Genomic DNA, 16,802 nt, shown 5'->3' with positions numbered 1-16,802 from the left:
GTGACACTCCCATCCTCGCCGTGACCACGCCCGTCACCGTCACTCGGAGCCCTTCGCCGTGCCCAGGGCCACCACCTCGTCGAGCCCCTCCTGCAGACACTCCATGAACATCGCCGGCGCGGTGACCGCGGCGGTGTCGAGATTGACGCCGATGCAGCAGACCCCGTTGTGCGAGACGAGCGTCGCCATCACCGCACATCCCGGTGCCGGACCGAACGGGAACATCCGCTCGATCCGGGCCCCGGCCAGATACACCGGGACCGGCACCCCGGCGACATTGCTCGCCTGCAGGTCCAGTCCGGTGGACTGCGAGAGGTACCAGTTCGCCAGCAGCCACGTCGGGAGCCGCGACAGCAGAGGCGCCGCGAGGTCGAGCGCGTCCAGCGCAGGCTCCTCCCGCAGCCCGAGGACGATCGTGCGGACCTTCGCGATCCGCGCGACCGGATCACGTTCGGCGGCGGGGCCGGCGAACCGCACCGCGGTGAACCTGTTGCCCCCGGACGGATCCGACGCGGTCCGCATGTTCACCGGCATCCCCATCGGGACCGCGCCGATCTGCTGACCGTGCCGGTCGTGGTAGCGCGCGAAGCCGCCGAGCAACGCCGCGACGTACGCGTCGTTGAGAGACCCGCCCGCCGCCTTCGCGCCGGCCTTCAGCTCGTCCAGGCCCACCTCGAGCGCACCGAACCAGCGGCCGAGCCCACGGTCGCGCAGCAACGGCGACCCGGTCGCGGGTGGGGGAGTGACCACCCGCCGAAGCGAGTTCGCGTACTCGAAAGCCTCGGTGGCTGCACCGAGCGGGTTCGTCACGGTCGCGGTGGCGGTCCGCACCGCCCCGCCGAGGAGTCCGGCGATCCGGCCCGGGGCCCGGCGCAGCTGCGTCGCGACCTCCTCACCGAACGCGGTGACGGTGTTGAGGTTCTCCGGGGGCGCGGGCAGGCGGTCCGGCTTGTCGGGGGTCGGCTCGCGGCGCCGGCTGTGCAGCAGCGTCATCAGGCCGATGCCGCCCATACCGTCGGTCATGCTGTGGTGGGTCTTGACCACGTACACGGCTCGGCCGTCCTCGAGGCCCTCGATCAGCATCGCCGTCCACGGTGGACGGGCCTTGTCGAACGGCTCGGTCGCCAGGTGCCGGCAGATCCGCAGCGCGTGATCGAACGTCGCGGGCTCGGGCAACCGCACCCGCCGCAGGTGGTAGTCGAGATCGAACTCGGGGTCGACCGACCACACCGGATTGCCCAGTCCGAACACGGGTTCCACCGCACGCATGCGGATCCGGGGCACGATGTGCGAAGCCCATTCGTGCGCGCGGACCAGGCGATCCCAGTCCGGTGGGCCGTCGAGGACGTCCACGGCGACGATCGGGGAGCGGAGCTTCGGCTGTGCCTCTTCCATCCGCCACATGCCGGCTTCGAGGTCCGACATCGTGCGGTTCCAGCCCTGCGCGAGCCCGGACAGGTCGACGTCGACCGCACTCGGTGGAACCAGGGGTTGGCCGCCGGTGTCGCCAACGCTGCCCATGTCGCACTCCCTACGGTTGTCCACTGCCCGCGGTCGTCGGCTCCCAGTCTGTACCCGGCCCCTGACTGTCGGGGTCGTTTCCGGCTTCGGGGTCGCGGTCGTGTCGTGGCGTCCCGCCCCCGGTCCCACTGGGCGGGACCGGGGGCGGGACGGGTGGCGACACGCCCGAGAGTGAAGCGGAATCGCAAGGGTGCTGGTAGTGACGCAGATTACATTTCCAGGCACGTCAATGTGGGGCAACCCACAGGCGAGTTAACGCGATGTTTCGCTCCTAGCTATACAAACATCCCTCGCCAGGGGCTAGATTCGCGTCTATCGCTCGACATCGCGGAGGCGTTACAGGTCGAGCGGGCATGTCCGTCGAGTGACGGACAGGGTGTTACCGCCGGGCGTGCGCGCACGGCATGCGTGAACGGAGTTACGAGATGAGCGACCCCACAGCCGCAGACGGCATGGTTCGCGCGATCCTCGCGTACGAATTCGATGACCTCGACACCGACGGCGCCGCCGCCGTCGCCGCGATCCGCGCGGGACTACTCGGTGACTGGGTGTCCGCGGTTGCGGACTCCGGGATGCTGTCGGCCGGTGCCGTCCGCGACCTCGAGTCGGCCTGGCGAGCGGACCCGGAACTGCTGGTCGACGCCCTCCTCGACGGTGTCGACGAGATCACCCGCCGTCGCCTGACCGCCTCGCGCGTGGCGTCCCTGCCTGTCGCGGCGGAACGGGTGTCCGCGGTCTGACCGTGGGGGTGACGGAGCACGTCGGCCCGGTGTCCGATCCGGGCGCCACTCGTCGTCTCGTTTGTCACAGCAGTCACAACTGTCACTCTGTTACCTGATTGTGGTGATTGGTCCTCGCCACCGCCCTCGATTCCGGCTAGGTTGGGCTCCAATCGCTCGAGCGCACCAAAGTGTTACACCGGCGCGAGAAGTCGCACCCGACGGAGGGACCGGCACCATGAACGATCTGGCATCCCCGACGAAAGACCTGGTCAACGCGGTGCTGTGTTGTGAATGGGAGGGCGGCGAGATCGACGTCCACGCCATCGACCAGGTGCGCGACGGCGAGATGGCCGAGTGGAAAGAAGCCCTTTCGGAGAGCGGCCTGTTCACCGACGAGGCGTTGGTCGCGATCGTCGGAGCCTGGCGTCGTGACCCGGAGCTGCTCGTGGACGCCCTCCTCGCCGGAGCCGACGAGGTCTCGCGGCGTCGCCTCAAGACGCCGCGCCGGCTCTCGCTCCTGCCGGCGCTGCGGTCCGACCGCCGGGTCGTCTTCGGCTGAGCCGGTTCTCCGCCGGAACGCGGAGTCCACCCTGCGGGACACCCTCGGTGCACAGTCACCCTCGGGACACAGTCACCCTTCCGCTGAACCCTCATCGACAACGATCACCTCGTCGTCGGTGAGGGTTCGGTGTTTCACACCGTCGCGCCGGTAGCCGTCGGCGATCTCCTCGATCAGGGCGGACTCGGTCGCGGTGTACCCAGGTGACCGGTAGTGCGGGACGATCGCGTGGTCCACCAGTCCGAGGCCGTCCCAGATGACCGGCACCCCGCACGCGGATGCGACCTCGGCCGGGTCGTCGACGCGTTCGAGGCCCCGCAGGCTGGGCGTCAATACACACGCCCCCGCGCTGTAGCCGGCGTACACCAGAGCGTCCTCGCGCAGCAGATCCGTCAGAACCTCGTCCGCGCCGCTGCGCGCGAACTGGGCGCGCAGCACGAAGGTGTTGCCTCCTCGCACCCACACCAGATCGTGGCGGGACAATTCCGCCCGCAGCCGGTCCGGTGCCCCGACGAACTTCCGCAGATCCACCTCCCGCGGGTCGAAACCCAGCCGTCGCAACGGGACCAGGTCCGAGACCACCGCGGACTTCCGCGCGGATCCCCACGAGTCGGCGGCGTTCGCGATCACGGCGACGCGGCCCGGGCGTCCCACCAACCGGAGCAGTCGGTCGGGGTCGGCGCCGAAACGGTACGACGCGAGGAACAGCCGCATCAGATGGTGAACGCGAGGTTCGTCGCGATCTGCCTGCCCAGGGCCTCGTCCCCGACGAAGGTGATCTCGTCGATCCGGTCGGCGCCCGAGACCCGGCCGCCGCACAACCGGGTGAACAGCCGCGAGTCCAGGCCGAGGGTGACGGTCGGTGGCCCGGGCAGAGTAGGCACCACCGCCGCGCGGCCGCCGCGCTCCGGGTGCGCGGGGTCGCCGACCACGACGTGGACCTCCCGCGGACGGTCGTCGGCAAACGCCAGGGGACCCGACAGTGCGAACGTCACCGACGAACCCTGCGGCGCCCGGCCCTTCTTCCCGACGGCGAACCCGACACCGTTCAGTAGTTCGGCGAACGCGTACTCGCCGCGGGGACCGCCCTCGTCGCCGGGCAGGGCGAGCGCGTCCCTGATGTCGTGTTCGTGGAACCAGCAGTCGAACAGGCGGGTACGCATGAACCGCCCGTAACTGTCCGGCCCGACCGGGGTCATCGCGGGCGCGTCGAAATCGTCCTGCGACATCGCACCCAGGGCCCGGGCCCGGCGTGCCGTGATGTCCCGGTACGCGGCCAGCATCTCCGCGGGGGATCGGTCCCGCAGGCCGTGGATCCAGCGTTCGTTGAAGGCGCCGATCGGGTTGTGCACGTGCGGGGAGTCGGGGACCGCGTCCGCCTCGACCGGCGGGTCGATGCCCTCGAGCATGGACTCGGTACCGATGAGGTGCGCGACGACGTCATGCACCGACCAGCCCGGCAGCGCCGACGGCTGCGCCCACTGCTCCGGCGTCAACCGTGCGAGCAGGGCGCCGATCACGTCCCACTGTTCGATCAGGGCTGCGGTCAGCGGCTCCCGGTCGAGCAGCGTCGGGGTCCTGGTCTCGCTCTTCCGGCCACTGTCGCTCATTCGGCCACTGTAGAGGCGTAGGGGAGCTCAGGTGCCGATCTCGTGATCGCCGATCTCGGCGGTCCCGAACTCGCAGCGGGGGCAGTCGTGGTCGGGGCCGTCGGGCAGGAACGCGCCGCACTCCGGGCACACCCGGTCCAGCCAGCAGGCCGGGTCGCCCCCGACGTCGTCGCCCACGTCTCTCCTTACTTTTCTTGTTCGCCACTTTTCTTGTTCGCTGCTGTTCTCGTCGTTCCCGCGGCGGGTGCTCACGCCTCGTTCAGGACCTCGGCCAGCACGTCCGCGTGACTGTGTTCCAGATCGTGGGTGGCGGTCAGGAGCACCAGCGGCCTGCCGTTCGCCAGCGCAGTGACGCGGGCGATGGCCTCGCGGCCCTCGTCGGATTCGAGTTCGGCACGGTAGCGGGCCCGGAACTCGCGGAAATGCGCGGCGTCGTGGCTGTACCAGCGCCGCAGTTCCGTCGACGGTGCCAGGTCCTTGGCCCAGTCGTCGTAGTGGAAATCGTCCTTGCGGACGCCCCGCGGCCACAGGCGGTCGATGAAGACGCGGACCGCGCCCGGTTCCGGTTCGGGGTGGTCGTACACGCGCTCGACCGTGACGTCCGGTGTCGTCCGACTGGTCATCGTCACCTCCGCGGCAGAAGCAGTGACCCGGCCCTGTGGCCCAGTCTAGGTTCGACGGCCGGTCGGCGAGGCGGGATGAACGAGCGGTGGGCGGTCGGCGCGTGCGGGAATTCGGGCCTCACGGGCGCCGTGGAACGCCGCTGACGCCCCGACAATGCTGTGACCGGTGACACAATTCCGTAGGAATCTACGCCACTTGCCCTTGATCGGATTCGATTCAGTGCCTGTTTTGGGGATTTTGAGATGTATCCGTGAGCGAAAGCGTGTCAGCATTGGCTACTTCGTGCTACCCGGACCATCGTCCGCTCGTCGCACGCGGGCCGCCGCCCGTCCCGGCCCGACAACCACCAATCGCAGGAAGTAGTCACATTGGACACATCGAAGAGCACGCCCCAGGCGCGCCCGACGGTCGGCGTCGTTCGAGAGACGAACGACGGTGAACGGCGGGTGGCGCTGGTCCCGAAGGTCGTGACGACCTTGATCGGCAAGGGCCTCGACGTCGTCGTCGAAGCCGGTGCCGGTCTCGGGGCGTTGATCCCGGACGAGCTGTACAAGGAGGCCGGTGCCACCATCGGCGACCCGTGGTCGGCTGACCTGGTCGTCAAGGTCGCGCCGCCCACCGACGCCGAAACCGCGAAGCTGAAGTCGGGATCCGTCCTGATCGGTTTCCTGGCGCCGCGCACCAACCCCGACGGGATCGCCGCACTGAAGGCCGCGGGCGTGTCCGCGTTCGCGGTCGAGGCCATTCCGCGCATCTCCCGCGCTCAGGTAATGGACGCGCTGTCGTCGCAGGCGAACGTCGCCGGCTACAAGGCCGTCGTCGTCGCGGCATCGGAGTCCACCCGGTACTTCCCGATGCTGACCACCGCCGCGGGCACCGTGAAGCCGGCGACCGTGCTGGTCCTCGGTGTCGGTGTCGCCGGCCTGCAGGCCCTCGCCACGGCGAAGCGGCTCGGCGGCCGGACCACCGGTTACGACGTGCGTCCGGAGGTCGCGGACCAGGTGCGTTCGGTCGGTGCGCAGTGGCTCGACCTGGGCATCGACGCCGCCGGTGAGGGCGGCTACGCCCGCGAGCTGACCGAGGACGAGCGCGCGCAGCAGCAGCAGGCGCTCGAGGACGCCATCAAGGGCTTCGACGTGGTCGTCACGACCGCGCTGGTTCCGGGTCGTCCGGCGCCGCGTCTGGTCACCGCCGCCGCGGTGCAGGGCATGAAGCCCGGCTCCGTCGTGGTCGACCTGGCCGGTGAGACCGGTGGCAACTGCGAGCTGACCGAGCCCGGTCAGACGGTCGTCAAGCACGGCGTGACGATCTGCTCGCCGCTGAACCTGCCCGCGACGATGCCCGAGCACGCCTCGGAGCTGTACTCGAAGAACCTGCAGGCCGTCATCGAGTTGATGCTCGACGAGAACGGTGCGCTCGCGCCCGACTTCGACGACGAGATCCTCGCCGCCGCCTGCGTCACCCGTGAGGGGGCGAACGCCTGATGTACAACGAACTGCTGGCGAACATCGCGATCCTGGTCCTGGCCGGGTTCGTCGGATTCGCCGTCATCTCCAAGGTCCCGAACACGCTGCACACGCCGCTGATGTCGGGCACCAACGCCATCCACGGCATCGTCGTGCTCGGCGCGCTGGTCGTGCTCGGGCATCTGCCCGGCGACGCGCCGTGGTCGATCAAGATCATCCTGTTCGTCGCGCTGGTGTTCGGCACCCTGAACGTCGTCGGCGGTTTCGTGGTCACCGACCGCATGCTCGCGATGTTCAAGCCCAAGAAGGACGCCCAGAAGGTCGTCGAGAAGAAGGGGGCTGACGCCTGATGGGCTACCTCGTCACGATCCTGTACATCGTCGCGTTCTCGATGTTCATCTACGGTCTCTCGGGTCTGACCGGCCCGAAGACCGCGGTGCGCGGCAACTACATCGCCGCGGTCGGCATGCTCGTCGCCGTGATCGCGGTGCTGATCGACATCCGCGACACCGACAACTGGGGCCTGATCATCGGCGGCCTGGCCGTTGGCGTCATCCTCGGTGTCCCGCCCGCGCTGCGCACCAAGATGACCGCGATGCCGCAGCTCGTCGCGCTGTTCAACGGCGTCGGCGGCGGCACGGTCGCGCTGATCGCGTGGGCGGAGTTCCTCAACTCCGACGGCTTCACCGCTGTCGAGGCGGTGCCGTCGGCGCCGTTCATCGTCGGGTCGCTGTTCGCCGCGATCATCGGTTCGGTGTCGTTCTGGGGTTCGCTGGTCGCGTTCTCCAAGCTGCAGGAACTGCTCAACAAGAACCTGGAAAAGAAGGTCGTCGCCTCGGCGAAGCTGTTCCAGCTCGCGAACATCGTCCTCGCGGTGGTGTCGATCGGTCTCGCGATCTACATCGGTGTGGGCGCCGACGGTGACCCGCAGTCGCCGTGGCTGATCGTCGGGCTGCTCGTCGCGGCCGGTGTGATGGGCCTGTTCGTGGTGCTGCCGATCGGCGGCGCCGACATGCCCGTCGTCATCTCGCTGCTCAACGCCCTGACCGGCCTGTCAGCCGCCGCGGCGGGTCTGGCCCTGAACAACCAGGCGATGATCGTCGCCGGCATGATCGTCGGCGCGTCCGGCTCGATTCTGACCAACCTGATGGCGAAGGCGATGAACCGGTCCATCCCGGCGATCATCTTCGGCTCCTTCGGTGGCGGTGACGAGGGTGGCGCCGCGGGCTCCGCCGCGGGCGGCACCGTCAAGGCCACCTCCGCCTCCGACGCGGCGATCCAGATGGCGTACGCCAACCAGGTCATCGTCGTGCCCGGCTACGGTCTGGCGGTCGCGCAGGCGCAGCACGCGGTCAAGGAGATGGCCAGCATGCTCGAGGAGCGTGGCGTCGAGGTCAAGTACGCGATCCACCCGGTCGCCGGCCGGATGCCCGGTCACATGAACGTCCTGCTCGCCGAGGCCGACGTCGAGTACGACGCGATGAAGGAGATGGACGACATCAACGGCGAGTTCTCTCGCACCGACGTCACCATCGTCATCGGCGCGAACGACGTCACCAACCCGGCCGCGCGTCAGGATTCGTCGAGCCCGATCTACGGCATGCCGATCCTCAACGTCGACCAGTCGAAGTCCGTCATCGTGCTCAAGCGGTCCATGTCGTCCGGCTACGCCGGCATCGACAACCCGCTGTTCACGGCGGATCAGACCTCGATGCTGTTCGGTGACGCGAAGAAGATGGTCTCCGAGGTCACCGAGGAACTCAAGGCGCTGTAACACGGGCGCTGCAACACCACCGGTGGTGTCACATCAACGGCGCTGTGACACCACCGGCTCGGCAATGACACGGGCACCCTCGCGCGGCTGGACCGCGCGAGGGTGCCCGTCCCTCGTCGTCGGGCCGGATCGACGCCGTTCGCCGCGGCGTAGGCCTTGATCACGGGGTGGGCCGGAGCAGTCCGGCGAACCGGCACGCCGGCAGGACGCACAGGAGTGGCACCGCGAGCGTCGCGGTCAACGGCATCAGTTGCGTCAACCATCCCAGCAGTGCCGGACCGGCCAGCAACCCGAGATACCCCATGCCCACCACCCGGGACATGTTCACGCCCGGCGAGCCCGCGTTCAGGTTGCCGGCGGCGGTGAAGATCTGCGGGATGCAGCCCGAGAGCCCGAGTCCGAACAGCGCCCAGCCGAACAGGGTGAGCGGAACCCAACTCGACGCCATCACCGCACCCATCCCGACGGCCGCGATCAGGGTGCCGTAGCGCACCACCGCGACCGGTCCGAGCGCCGCCGCGACCCGGTCCGCGGTGAACCGGCCGACGGTCATCATCACCGCGAACGCGCCGAACGCCAGCGCCGCGGTCGCGTCGGACGTGCCGAGGTGTTCCTTGACCTGCAGCGTGCTCCAGTCGTTCGCGGCCCCCTCGGCGAGGAACACGGCGAACGCGATCGCGCCGAGGGCCAGGACCTTCGCGGTCGCCGGTCGCTCGTGTGACCTCGCCGAACCGGTGGCCGCCGTCCGTTCATCGGGTTCGTGAACTTCGTGCGGCAGCAGCGCAGGCAGGCAGGCGAGGATGGTGACGGCGCCGAGTACGGCCGCCCCCGGCAGCGCCGTCGACGGCGCCACGCCCGCGGCCAGCGTCGCCGCACCGAGCAGCGACCCGGCGACCCCACCGAGGGAGAACAGGGCGTGGAACGCCGACATGATCGGTCGGCCGTAGGCCCGCTCGACGTGCACCGCCTGCGAGTTCATCGACACGTCCAGCGCGCCGTTGCCGAGCCCGAAGACGGTGAGCGCCACGCCCAGGCTCACCGCGTCGGTGGCCAGCGCCGGTCCGATCGCACCCGCGGACAGCAGCAGGCCCGCCGCCGCGATCATGCGTCGGCTGCCCCACCGGTCCGCGAGCGGTCCGGCGATCTGCATGCCGATCAGGGCGCCGCCGGCGAGGACCAGCAGCAACCAGCCCAGCGTGGCGTGGCTGATGGCGGTCCGCTCCGAGATGGCGGGGATGTGCACCACCCACGCGGCGAGCAGGAAACCGTTGACGGCGAACACGCCGAAGACGGCGGCACGGGCACGGCGGAGACGGGCGGCGTCGAGCGTGGTCAGCAGCATCGGGTCCCATTGTGGCGGCACCGCCGCCCGTGAGCACTCTTGGTCCCCACGCGGGCCAAAAGTACTCACGGGCGGCGAAGCCGCTCAGCTGCGGGCCAGGAGAGTCGCTCAGCTGCGGGCCAGCAGGGTGAGGGGGTCGGTGAGGATCGCGGCGACGTCGGCGAGGAATTGCGAACCCTGCTCGCCGTCGACGAGACGGTGGTCGAACGACAACCCCAGCGTCGTCACCCAGCGGGGGACCACCTCGTCGTCGACCACCCACGGACGGCGGGCGATCGCGCCGAGGCACAGGATCGCCGCCTCCCCGGGCGTCAGGATCGCCGTGCCCGCGTCGACTCCGAACACCCCCACGTTGGTGATCGTGATCGTGCCGCCGGTCAGGTCCGCAGGCGTCGCGTGACCGGCTCGGGCGGTCGCCGTCGACTCACCGATCGCGCGGGTCAGGTCGACGAGTGTCATGTCGTGCGCGTCCTTGACCGTCGGCACGAGCAGCCCCCGCTCCGTCGCGGTCGCGACACCGAGGTTCACGTAGTGCTTGGTGACGATCTCCTGGCGGACCTCGTCCCAGCTCGCGTTGAGTTCCGGGCGACTCCGCAGTGCCACCAGCATCGTCTTCGCCACCAGCGACAGCGGCGTCAGGGTGAGGCCGGCGAACGGCGCCGTTTTCCGTAGCCGGTCGAGCAGTTCCATCGACGCCGTCACGTCGACGGTGACGAATACGGTGACCTGTGGTGCGGTGAACGCGCTGCGCGTCATCGCCGCGGCGGTCTGCTTGCGGACGCCCCGGATCGGGGTCCGGGACTCCCGGCCCGCCCGAGGCGCGGAATCCCGGCCGCCCCCGGTCGCGGCGGCTTCGACATCGGTGACGGTGATCGCCCCGCCCGAACCGGTGCCCGGCACCGTCGCCAGGTCGACGCCGAGTTCGCGCGCGAGTCGACGAGCGGACGGTTTCGCGTCCGGCCGGGCCGCCTCGTCCCGGGTGCCACCGGGTGTGACGGCGCCACCATCGGTGTCCGCGGTGACGGCGCCGCCGTCGGTGTCCGCGGTGACGGCGCCGCCGTCGCGCCGTCGTGTGCGTCGTCGGCTCGCAGGCTGGGCGGCGGGGCCGTACCCGACCAGCACCGAACCCTGTGCGGGAGGAAGGGGTTCGGAGGTGGCGCCTGCATCCCCGATCCGGATCAGTGGCGCACCGACCGGAACCGTGTCACCGGGGGCGGCGAGCAGGGCGAGGACGGTGCCCGCGAACGGCGACGGCAGTTCGACGGCGGCCTTCGCGGTCTCGACCTCGGCGATCACCTGGTTGAGTGCAACCGTGTCGCCGACGGTCACCGACCATGACATGAGTTCCGCCTCGGTCAGGCCCTCACCGAGGTCGGGCAGCCGGAACTCGTGCACCTCGCCGGTCACGGTGGTCCCCGTCAGGCGGCGAGCGTCCGGTCGACCGCATCGAGGATGCGATCGGGGTCGGGCAGGTAGTACTTCTCGAGTTTCGCCGGCGGGTACGGGGTGGCGAACCCGCCGACCCGCAGCACGGGCGCCTCCAGTTGGTAGAAGCAGCGTTCGGTGATGCGGGCGGCGATCTCGGCGCCGAGTCCGGCGAACACCGGTGCCTCGTGCACGATCACGAGCCGCCCGGTGCGGCGGACCGATGCCTCGACGGTGTCGAAGTCGATCGGGGACAGTGCCCGCAGGTCGATCACCTCCAACGAATGCCCCTCCGTCTCGGCCGCGGCGGCCGCGGCGAGCGCGGTCGCCACCATCGGTCCGTACGCGACGATCGTGGCGTCGGTGCCGGGGCGGGCGACGCGGGCGCAATACAGGTCGAGCGCGGGCGGAGCGTCGGGCTCCACCTCGCCGCGGTCCCAGTACCGGCGTTTCGGCTCGAAGAACACCACCGGGTCGTCGTCGGCGATCGCCTGCTGGATCATCGTGAAGGCGTCGGACGGGGTGGACGGGCTGACCACGCGCAGTCCGGCGGCGTGCGCGAAGTACACCTCGGGGGATTCCGAATGGTGTTCCACCGCACCGATTCCGCCTCCGAACGGGATGCGGATGGTCAACGGTGCCCGGACCCGCCCCTCGGTGCGGTAGTGGATCCGGGCGACCTGCGAGACGATCTGGTCGAACGCCGGGTAGACGAAGCCGTCGAACTGGATCTCGCACACCGGGCGGTAGCCGCGCAGTGCGAGTCCGAATGCGGTGCCGACGATTCCGGATTCGGCGAGGGGGGTGTCGATGACGCGGGCGTCACCGAAGTCCTTCTGCAGGGTGTCGGTGACCCGGAAGACGCCGCCGAGGGCACCGATGTCCTCGCCCATCAGCACGACCTTCGGATCGTGGTCGAGTGCGCGCCGCAGTCCGGCATTGATCGCACCGGCCAGGGTCATGGTGGTCATCAGCGCGCCCCCTCCATGTCGTGCAGGTAGGCGGCGTAGCTGTCCCGTTCCTCGTCGAGGACGGTGTGCCCGTGCGCATAGACGTGGTCGAACAGGCGCAGCGGTTCCGGGTCGGGCAGGGCGAGGGTACCGGCCCGGAAAGCGGCGGCCGCGCCTTCGGCCTTCTCCCGGACCCGGCCGTCGAACTCGCCGTCCCACGCGTCCTCGCGTTCGAGGAGTCGACGGATCCGATCGATCGGGTCGCGCGCCCGCCACGGCTCGAGGTCGGCGCCGGTCCGGTAGCGGGTCGGGTCGTCGGACGTGGTGTGCGGACCCATCCGGTAGGTGAGCGCCTCGACGAAGCTCGGACCGCTGCCCTCCCTGGCCCGCCGGGCCGCGGTCCGGGTGACGGCGAGGACCGCGAGCACGTCGTTCCCGTCCACCTGCACGGACGGCATGCCGTAGCCGGCTGCCCTCTGTGCCAGCGGGTTCGGGCTCTGCAGCCGAACGGGTTCGCTGATCGCCCAGTGGTTGTTCTGGCAGAAGAACACCACCCCGGCGTTGAAGCTCGTGGCGAATCCCAGTGCCTCCGACAGGTCGCCCTGACTGGTCGCGCCGTCGCCGAAGTACGCGACGGTGGCGATCTCGGCGCCGTCGAAGTGCGCGCCGATCGCGTAGCCGGTGGCGTGCAGGCCCTGCGCGCCGACGACGATCGCCGGATTCGTCAGCGCGAGCGCGTTCGGATCCCAGCACGACAGCGCGACACCGCGCCACAGGCGTGGCCACTGCGCCGGATCGACGCCGCGGCAGTACGCCAGACCGTGCTCGCGGTAGCTGGTGAAGACGTAGTCGTCGGGATCGAGCGCGTGCGCCGACCCCACCTGGGCGGCTTCCTGGCCGAGGCTGGGTACCCAGATCCCGAGCTGGCCCTGGCGTTGCAGCGCGGTGGCTTCGGCGTCGACGCGCCGGACCACCACCATGTCCTCGTACATTGCGCGGAGTTGCTGTGCGCCGACGTCGGCGACGACCTCCGCATACCGTGCACCGTGCACCCGTCTGCCGTCCGGTTGGACGAGCTGGACCGGGTAGACCTTCTTGTCGGCCACCGGGACCTCCTCGTGCTGTCGCCGGGGAGGTCCTCGTGAGACAGGCCCCGACGCGCTGTGCCCTCACCCACCAGCATCCCCTTTTGGCGTGGCGGCGCAAGGGTCAGCGGCGGCGCAGTCCGAGGCGGAGGTTCGCGGGTTTGAGGGTGAACTCCTCTGCGACCTCGAGGGTGTAGCCGGGGTCGGGTTCGAGGTCGTAACGGTGCAGGATCAGCGCCAGTGCGAGCACCGACTCGTGCAGGGCCAGTTGTCGTCCGATGCACTGCCGCAGTCCGGTGCCGAACGGCTTGTAGATCCCCGGCGGGCGAGTGCGGGAACGCTCCGGCAGGAAGCGGTCGGGGTCGAAGGCCAGTGGGTTCGGCCCCCACACCGGGTCGCGGTGCACGGCGAAGGTGAGCGCGAGCACCGGTTGCCCGGCTCGAAGCAGGTAGCGACCGCCGAGCAGGGTGTCCTGCAGCGGTTCCCGGAGGAACCCCGGCCCGATCGGCCACAGGCGCAGCGTCTCGTCGACGACCCGCCGCAGGTACTTGAGCTTGTGGACGTCGGAGAACGCCGGATCGGGATCGGTCCCGGCCGGCCACATCGACTCGATCTCCGCCCGGGCGCGGGTCGCGACCTCGGGGTGGGTGGAGAGGATGTGCAGGGCGAACGACAGTGTGCCCGAGGTCGTTTCGTGTCCTGCTGCGAAGAAGGTGAGCACCTGGTTGCGGATGTTCTCGTCACTGAGATATCGCCCGGTCGCCGGGTCGGAAGTGGTCAGCATCAGCGCCAGCAGGTCGTCGTCGGGCGCATCGTCCGGGTGTGCGCGCCGGGTCCGGATGACGTCGTCGACGACGCCGCGCGCATACGCGAGGTCGGCGTCCACGCCGGCGATCGCCTGACGATGTACCAGGTGGTCGAGCCAGTGCACCGGAATCCGGTACCCGGACCGTCCCATGTACGCGAACACGCGCATCACTGCGGCCGCATACGGATCCGGTTCGGTGGACTCGAACGAGTGGAAGTCGTGGCCGAAGCCGATCCGCCCGATCGTCTGCAGCGTCATCTTGCTGGTGTCGGTGTGCACGTCCACCGGCCCCGACCGGGAGTTCTCGTCCCAGTACGCGATCAGTTCACGTGTCGTCTCGACCATCGTGTCGTGATAGTTCTTCATCGCGGACAGCGAGAAGGCCGGCTGAAGGATGTTGTGCGCCCGCGACCAGTTCGGCTCCGTCGTGTACGCCGAGAAGAGGGCGTCGCCGAGCATTTCGCGGGTGTACGCCGTGCTGAACCCGATACGTTTGCCGAACCGCTTGTCGTCGCAGAGGTCCGCGTACAGGTCGGTGCCGGACACCACCGTGAGGTGCTGCCGGAACACCTGGGTGTCGAAGATCGGGCCCAGGGCCCGCGCCTGTTCGGCCAGATGTTGGGAGGGTCTGCTCGGGTCGGCGGTGAGCAGATCGCCGAGAAGCGGGAGTCGGTGCGGCGGGTGCGGGAGTGTTGTGGTCATCGCGATTCACTTCGATTCGGGATCGTGGTGGCGCGTGCGTCTGCAGTTGTCCCGCTGCAATTGTCCCGCGGTCGTCGGTGGAAGTCTGCTGCCGATTCGTGATGCACCGAGGGCGATTCGGTACCGCAGGTTTCGAGTCGGTCCGTCCTAGTCTGGCGGGAGCCCGACTCGGAGTGTGATCGGACTCGGAATGTGATCAGTCGACCCGGAGGGATTGTCCATGTTGCGCAGCAAGGGACTTGTGACCGCGGGAGTGCTTGCGGGGGCCGTGACCCTCGCCCTGGCGCCGACGGCGTCCGCCGCGACCGTCTACCAGATCGCCACCGTGCCGCCGATCGGCACGGTCTACGCGAACAACCTGGTGACTCTCGGTGTCTCGGTCGGTCCGGTCCCGACCGGAGCGGACGCCACCACCCCGGTCGTGCTGACGGTGACCGAACCCGACGGCGACGAGCGGACCGTCACGATGCCGCTGACATTGGGGGTGGCGACCGCTGCGACGCCGGTCCACGAGCCCGGCCGATACGTGGCCACATTCACCTTCGACCCGCCCGGCGGTGATCACGCCGAGGCGACGCTTCGGTTCGATGCGGTCCCCTCCCCGCTGGCGGGTGGGAGTTCCTCGTAACCCGGTCCGCCCGGATCGGAGGGTGCGAACCCTACCGATCCTGTTGCGGTGACGCCGAATCGGCCCAGGCAGGCGGGGTAACCACTAGCATCGACGGGTCGGAGCCAGTGGTACGTCACCGTCGGGCCTCGTCCGCGCGGACGGGTCCGCTGGAGCAGCAGCGAAGGGAGCAGCCGATGAGCAACGCCGTGGGTCTGGACGAGCGTGCGGTCTCCGCGTGGATCGCGGATCTGGGGGTCGGTGCCCTCGCGCCGCTGAATTTCAAGCGGATCGGCAACGGCCAGTCCAACCTGACGTACATCGTGACCGACTCGGGCGGTTCCGCCTGGGTGCTGCGTCGGCCCCCGCTCGGTCATCTGCTCGCGTCCGCGCACGACGTCGCCCGTGAGTACCGGATCATCTCCGCCCTGCAGGGCACGGGCGTTCCGGTTCCGAAAGCACTTGCCTTGACCGAGGATCCGGCGGTGACCGACGCGCCGCTGATGCTGATGAGCTACGTCGACGGTGTCGTCGTCGACAGCATCGGTGTGGCCAAGGAATTGACACCGGAACGGCGACGTGCCACCGGCCTGTCGATGCCGAAGGCACTGGCCAGCATTCACCGCGTCGACCTCGAACTCGCCGGGCTCGACGACCTGTCGAGTCGTTCGCCGTTCGCGGAGCGGCAGATTCGGCGGTGGTCCGGGCAGTGGGCGAAGTCGAAGACTCGTGAGGTGCCGGCAGTGGAGGAGTTGACGGCGCTGCTGTCACGTTCGATTCCGGAGCAGAGCGAAGTAACACTGGTGCACGGGGACTTTCACCTGAGCAACGTCATCACCGCACGTGACGACGGTCGGGTGGTCGCGGTCCTCGACTGGGAGCTGTGCACGCTCGGCGACCCGATGGCCGACGTCGGCGCCCTGCTCGCCTACTGGTCGCAGGCCGATGACGAGCTGCCGGGACCGTTCGTCGCGTCGACGATGGAGGGTTTCCCGACGCGTGCCGAGCTCGCGGACGTGTACTTCCGGGAGACCGGGCGAGATCGCTCTGCGCTCGGGTTCTGGCACACGCTGGCCCTGTGGAAGCTGGCGATCATCGCCGAGGGCGTGCTGCGTCGCACGATGGAGGATCCGCGCAACACCGCCGAGGTCGGGGCACCGTCGATCAAGATCATCGACGACATCGTCGCCCGCGCGGTGGACACGGCGCGTTCGGCCGGGCTGCACTGAACGAGCCGCTAGCAGACGCAACGCCGGGATAGTTGCGGAATCGTGTTCTTTTCGGTCTTGCAAAATTGATTCTCGAAACCGGACGCGCGGTACGGAAGTGCGGTGCACACTCGTTCGCAGCCGAATCCGGCTATCGGGAACATCAGGACAGAATGGAGATCGTCATGGATCAGATCGTCGCCCTGCTCACCGGCCTCCTCAGCAGCTTCTCCGCCGACGCGGGGGAGACGCCCACCGAGACCCCCACCACCACGGAGTAGGTCTCGCGCTCGGGGCGCGCCCCGACCCCAACCATGTTACGTCCGCCCCGCAGATCGGAAGAGAGGCGTGTGGGAAAGAGTGTGGTCAGTCCCCTGTAGATAGAGGGGGTGGCCGGAG

Annotated in this window: 17 protein-coding genes; 7 read left to right on the top strand and 10 right to left on the bottom strand. The window is 69.3% G+C overall.

From position 1 onward, the window contains the following. Positions 1–39 precede the first annotated feature (39 nt). On the bottom strand, positions 40–1,521 hold the full coding sequence (locus ACWDU4_RS12280; protein WP_450114181.1) for a wax ester/triacylglycerol synthase domain-containing protein: 1,482 nt from the start codon (positions 1,519–1,521) through the stop codon (positions 40–42). 425 nt (positions 1,522–1,946) lie between these two features. Between ACWDU4_RS12280 and ACWDU4_RS12275 the strand changes: the two genes are divergently transcribed. Together ACWDU4_RS12275 and ACWDU4_RS12270 are read left to right on the top strand one after the other, a co-directional pair. After that, positions 1,947–2,261: a hypothetical protein gene (locus ACWDU4_RS12275; RefSeq protein ID WP_450114180.1), complete on the top strand. Its 315-nt coding sequence runs from the start codon at positions 1,947–1,949 to the stop codon at positions 2,259–2,261. Positions 2,262–2,478: 217 nt separating this feature from the next. Then, positions 2,479–2,802, top strand: a complete 324-nt coding sequence (locus ACWDU4_RS12270; protein ID WP_450114179.1) for a hypothetical protein — start codon at positions 2,479–2,481, stop codon at positions 2,800–2,802. Positions 2,803–2,874: 72 nt separating this feature from the next. On the opposite strand, the gene ACWDU4_RS12265 is transcribed toward ACWDU4_RS12270, so the two are convergent. The 4 genes from ACWDU4_RS12265 to ACWDU4_RS12250 all read right to left on the bottom strand — a co-directional run bounded on the left by ACWDU4_RS12265 (position 2,875) and on the right by ACWDU4_RS12250 (position 5,035). Continuing rightward, positions 2,875–3,516, bottom strand: a complete 642-nt coding sequence (locus ACWDU4_RS12265) for a Type 1 glutamine amidotransferase-like domain-containing protein (RefSeq protein WP_450114178.1) — start codon at positions 3,514–3,516, stop codon at positions 2,875–2,877. Further along, positions 3,516–4,412, bottom strand: a complete 897-nt coding sequence (locus ACWDU4_RS12260; RefSeq protein WP_450114177.1) for a maleylpyruvate isomerase family mycothiol-dependent enzyme — start codon at positions 4,410–4,412, stop codon at positions 3,516–3,518. Before ACWDU4_RS12260 ends, ACWDU4_RS12265 begins: the two co-directional genes overlap by 1 nt. Before the next feature lie 27 nt (positions 4,413–4,439). Continuing rightward, positions 4,440–4,589: a hypothetical protein gene (locus ACWDU4_RS12255; protein ID WP_450114176.1), complete on the bottom strand. Its 150-nt coding sequence runs from the start codon at positions 4,587–4,589 to the stop codon at positions 4,440–4,442. A gap of 71 nt (positions 4,590–4,660) precedes the next feature. Next, on the bottom strand, positions 4,661–5,035 hold the full coding sequence (locus tag ACWDU4_RS12250) for a DUF488 domain-containing protein (protein WP_450114175.1): 375 nt from the start codon (positions 5,033–5,035) through the stop codon (positions 4,661–4,663). 369 nt (positions 5,036–5,404) lie between these two features. Here ACWDU4_RS12250 and ACWDU4_RS12245 point away from each other — a divergent pair, with 369 nt between their 5' ends. Genes ACWDU4_RS12245 through ACWDU4_RS12235 form a run of 3 tightly spaced genes read left to right on the top strand, consistent with a single transcriptional unit; the run spans position 5,405 to position 8,276 of the window. Beyond that, on the top strand, positions 5,405–6,520 hold the full coding sequence (locus ACWDU4_RS12245) for a Re/Si-specific NAD(P)(+) transhydrogenase subunit alpha (RefSeq protein WP_450114174.1): 1,116 nt from the start codon (positions 5,405–5,407) through the stop codon (positions 6,518–6,520). After that, the gene (locus tag ACWDU4_RS12240; RefSeq protein WP_378427185.1) at positions 6,520–6,852 is read left to right on the top strand and encodes an NAD(P) transhydrogenase subunit alpha; all 333 of its coding nucleotides are present in this window, start codon (positions 6,520–6,522) and stop codon (positions 6,850–6,852) included. The genes ACWDU4_RS12245 and ACWDU4_RS12240 overlap by 1 nt, the downstream gene beginning before the upstream one ends. Continuing rightward, complete coding sequence (locus ACWDU4_RS12235; protein WP_450114173.1) at positions 6,852–8,276, top strand: NAD(P)(+) transhydrogenase (Re/Si-specific) subunit beta; 1,425 nt, start codon at positions 6,852–6,854, stop codon at positions 8,274–8,276. The genes ACWDU4_RS12240 and ACWDU4_RS12235 overlap by 1 nt, the downstream gene beginning before the upstream one ends. A gap of 160 nt (positions 8,277–8,436) precedes the next feature. Here ACWDU4_RS12235 and ACWDU4_RS12230 read toward each other — a convergent pair whose 3' ends face one another. From ACWDU4_RS12230 to ACWDU4_RS12210, 5 genes are all read right to left on the bottom strand, one after another. Further along, positions 8,437–9,618: an MFS transporter gene (locus ACWDU4_RS12230; protein WP_450114172.1), complete on the bottom strand. Its 1,182-nt coding sequence runs from the start codon at positions 9,616–9,618 to the stop codon at positions 8,437–8,439. Positions 9,619–9,726: 108 nt separating this feature from the next. Continuing rightward, positions 9,727–11,025 carry a dihydrolipoamide acetyltransferase family protein gene (locus ACWDU4_RS12225; RefSeq protein ID WP_450114171.1) on the bottom strand — a complete coding sequence of 433 codons (1,299 nt, stop codon included), beginning with the start codon at positions 11,023–11,025 and terminating at the stop codon, positions 9,727–9,729. A gap of 11 nt (positions 11,026–11,036) precedes the next feature. Further along, the gene (locus tag ACWDU4_RS12220) at positions 11,037–12,014 is read right to left on the bottom strand and encodes an alpha-ketoacid dehydrogenase subunit beta (protein ID WP_450114170.1); all 978 of its coding nucleotides are present in this window, start codon (positions 12,012–12,014) and stop codon (positions 11,037–11,039) included. Then, a complete protein-coding gene (gene pdhA, locus ACWDU4_RS12215) occupies positions 12,014–13,099 on the bottom strand; it encodes a pyruvate dehydrogenase (acetyl-transferring) E1 component subunit alpha (RefSeq protein WP_450114169.1) in 1,086 nt (361 codons plus the stop codon). Before pdhA ends, ACWDU4_RS12220 begins: the two co-directional genes overlap by 1 nt. Positions 13,100–13,202: 103 nt before the next feature. Further along, a complete protein-coding gene (locus ACWDU4_RS12210; protein WP_450114168.1) occupies positions 13,203–14,588 on the bottom strand; it encodes a cytochrome P450 in 1,386 nt (461 codons plus the stop codon). 220 nt (positions 14,589–14,808) lie between these two features. On the opposite strand from ACWDU4_RS12210, the gene ACWDU4_RS12205 reads away from it, so the two are divergent. Both ACWDU4_RS12205 and ACWDU4_RS12200 read left to right on the top strand, forming a co-directional pair. After that, the gene (locus tag ACWDU4_RS12205) at positions 14,809–15,216 is read left to right on the top strand and encodes a hypothetical protein (RefSeq protein WP_450114167.1); all 408 of its coding nucleotides are present in this window, start codon (positions 14,809–14,811) and stop codon (positions 15,214–15,216) included. Between the two features lie 176 nt (positions 15,217–15,392). Further along, the gene (locus ACWDU4_RS12200; RefSeq protein ID WP_450114166.1) at positions 15,393–16,424 is read left to right on the top strand and encodes a phosphotransferase family protein; all 1,032 of its coding nucleotides are present in this window, start codon (positions 15,393–15,395) and stop codon (positions 16,422–16,424) included. Positions 16,425–16,802 lie beyond the last annotated feature (378 nt).

The sequence above is a fragment of the Rhodococcus sp. NPDC003348 genome (assembly GCF_053589375.1).
The sequence above is the reverse complement of the archived record's forward strand: the minus strand, read 5'-3'. Positions and strand labels throughout refer to the sequence as shown.

Excerpts from the sequence above, each read along its gene's own strand:
- ACWDU4_RS12275 (WP_450114180.1), top strand. The coding sequence starts at position 1,947 with ATGAGCGACCCCACAGCCGCAGACGGCATGGTTCGCGCGATCCTCGCG.
- ACWDU4_RS12200 (WP_450114166.1), top strand. The coding sequence starts at position 15,393 with ATGAGCAACGCCGTGGGTCTGGACGAGCGTGCGGTCTCCGCGTGGATC.
- ACWDU4_RS12250 (WP_450114175.1), bottom strand. The coding sequence starts at position 5,035 with ATGACCAGTCGGACGACACCGGACGTCACGGTCGAGCGCGTGTACGAC.
- ACWDU4_RS12280 (WP_450114181.1), bottom strand. The coding sequence starts at position 1,521 with ATGGGCAGCGTTGGCGACACCGGCGGCCAACCCCTGGTTCCACCGAGT.
- ACWDU4_RS12220 (WP_450114170.1), bottom strand. The coding sequence starts at position 12,014 with ATGACCACCATGACCCTGGCCGGTGCGATCAATGCCGGACTGCGGCGC.
- ACWDU4_RS12260 (WP_450114177.1), bottom strand. The coding sequence starts at position 4,412 with ATGAGCGACAGTGGCCGGAAGAGCGAGACCAGGACCCCGACGCTGCTC.
- ACWDU4_RS12240 (WP_378427185.1), top strand. The coding sequence starts at position 6,520 with ATGTACAACGAACTGCTGGCGAACATCGCGATCCTGGTCCTGGCCGGG.
- ACWDU4_RS12265 (WP_450114178.1), bottom strand. The coding sequence starts at position 3,516 with ATGCGGCTGTTCCTCGCGTCGTACCGTTTCGGCGCCGACCCCGACCGA.
- ACWDU4_RS12210 (WP_450114168.1), bottom strand. The coding sequence starts at position 14,588 with ATGACCACAACACTCCCGCACCCGCCGCACCGACTCCCGCTTCTCGGC.
- ACWDU4_RS12235 (WP_450114173.1), top strand. The coding sequence starts at position 6,852 with ATGGGCTACCTCGTCACGATCCTGTACATCGTCGCGTTCTCGATGTTC.
- ACWDU4_RS12230 (WP_450114172.1), bottom strand. The coding sequence starts at position 9,618 with ATGCTGCTGACCACGCTCGACGCCGCCCGTCTCCGCCGTGCCCGTGCC.
- ACWDU4_RS12205 (WP_450114167.1), top strand. The coding sequence starts at position 14,809 with ATGTTGCGCAGCAAGGGACTTGTGACCGCGGGAGTGCTTGCGGGGGCC.
- ACWDU4_RS12270 (WP_450114179.1), top strand. The coding sequence starts at position 2,479 with ATGAACGATCTGGCATCCCCGACGAAAGACCTGGTCAACGCGGTGCTG.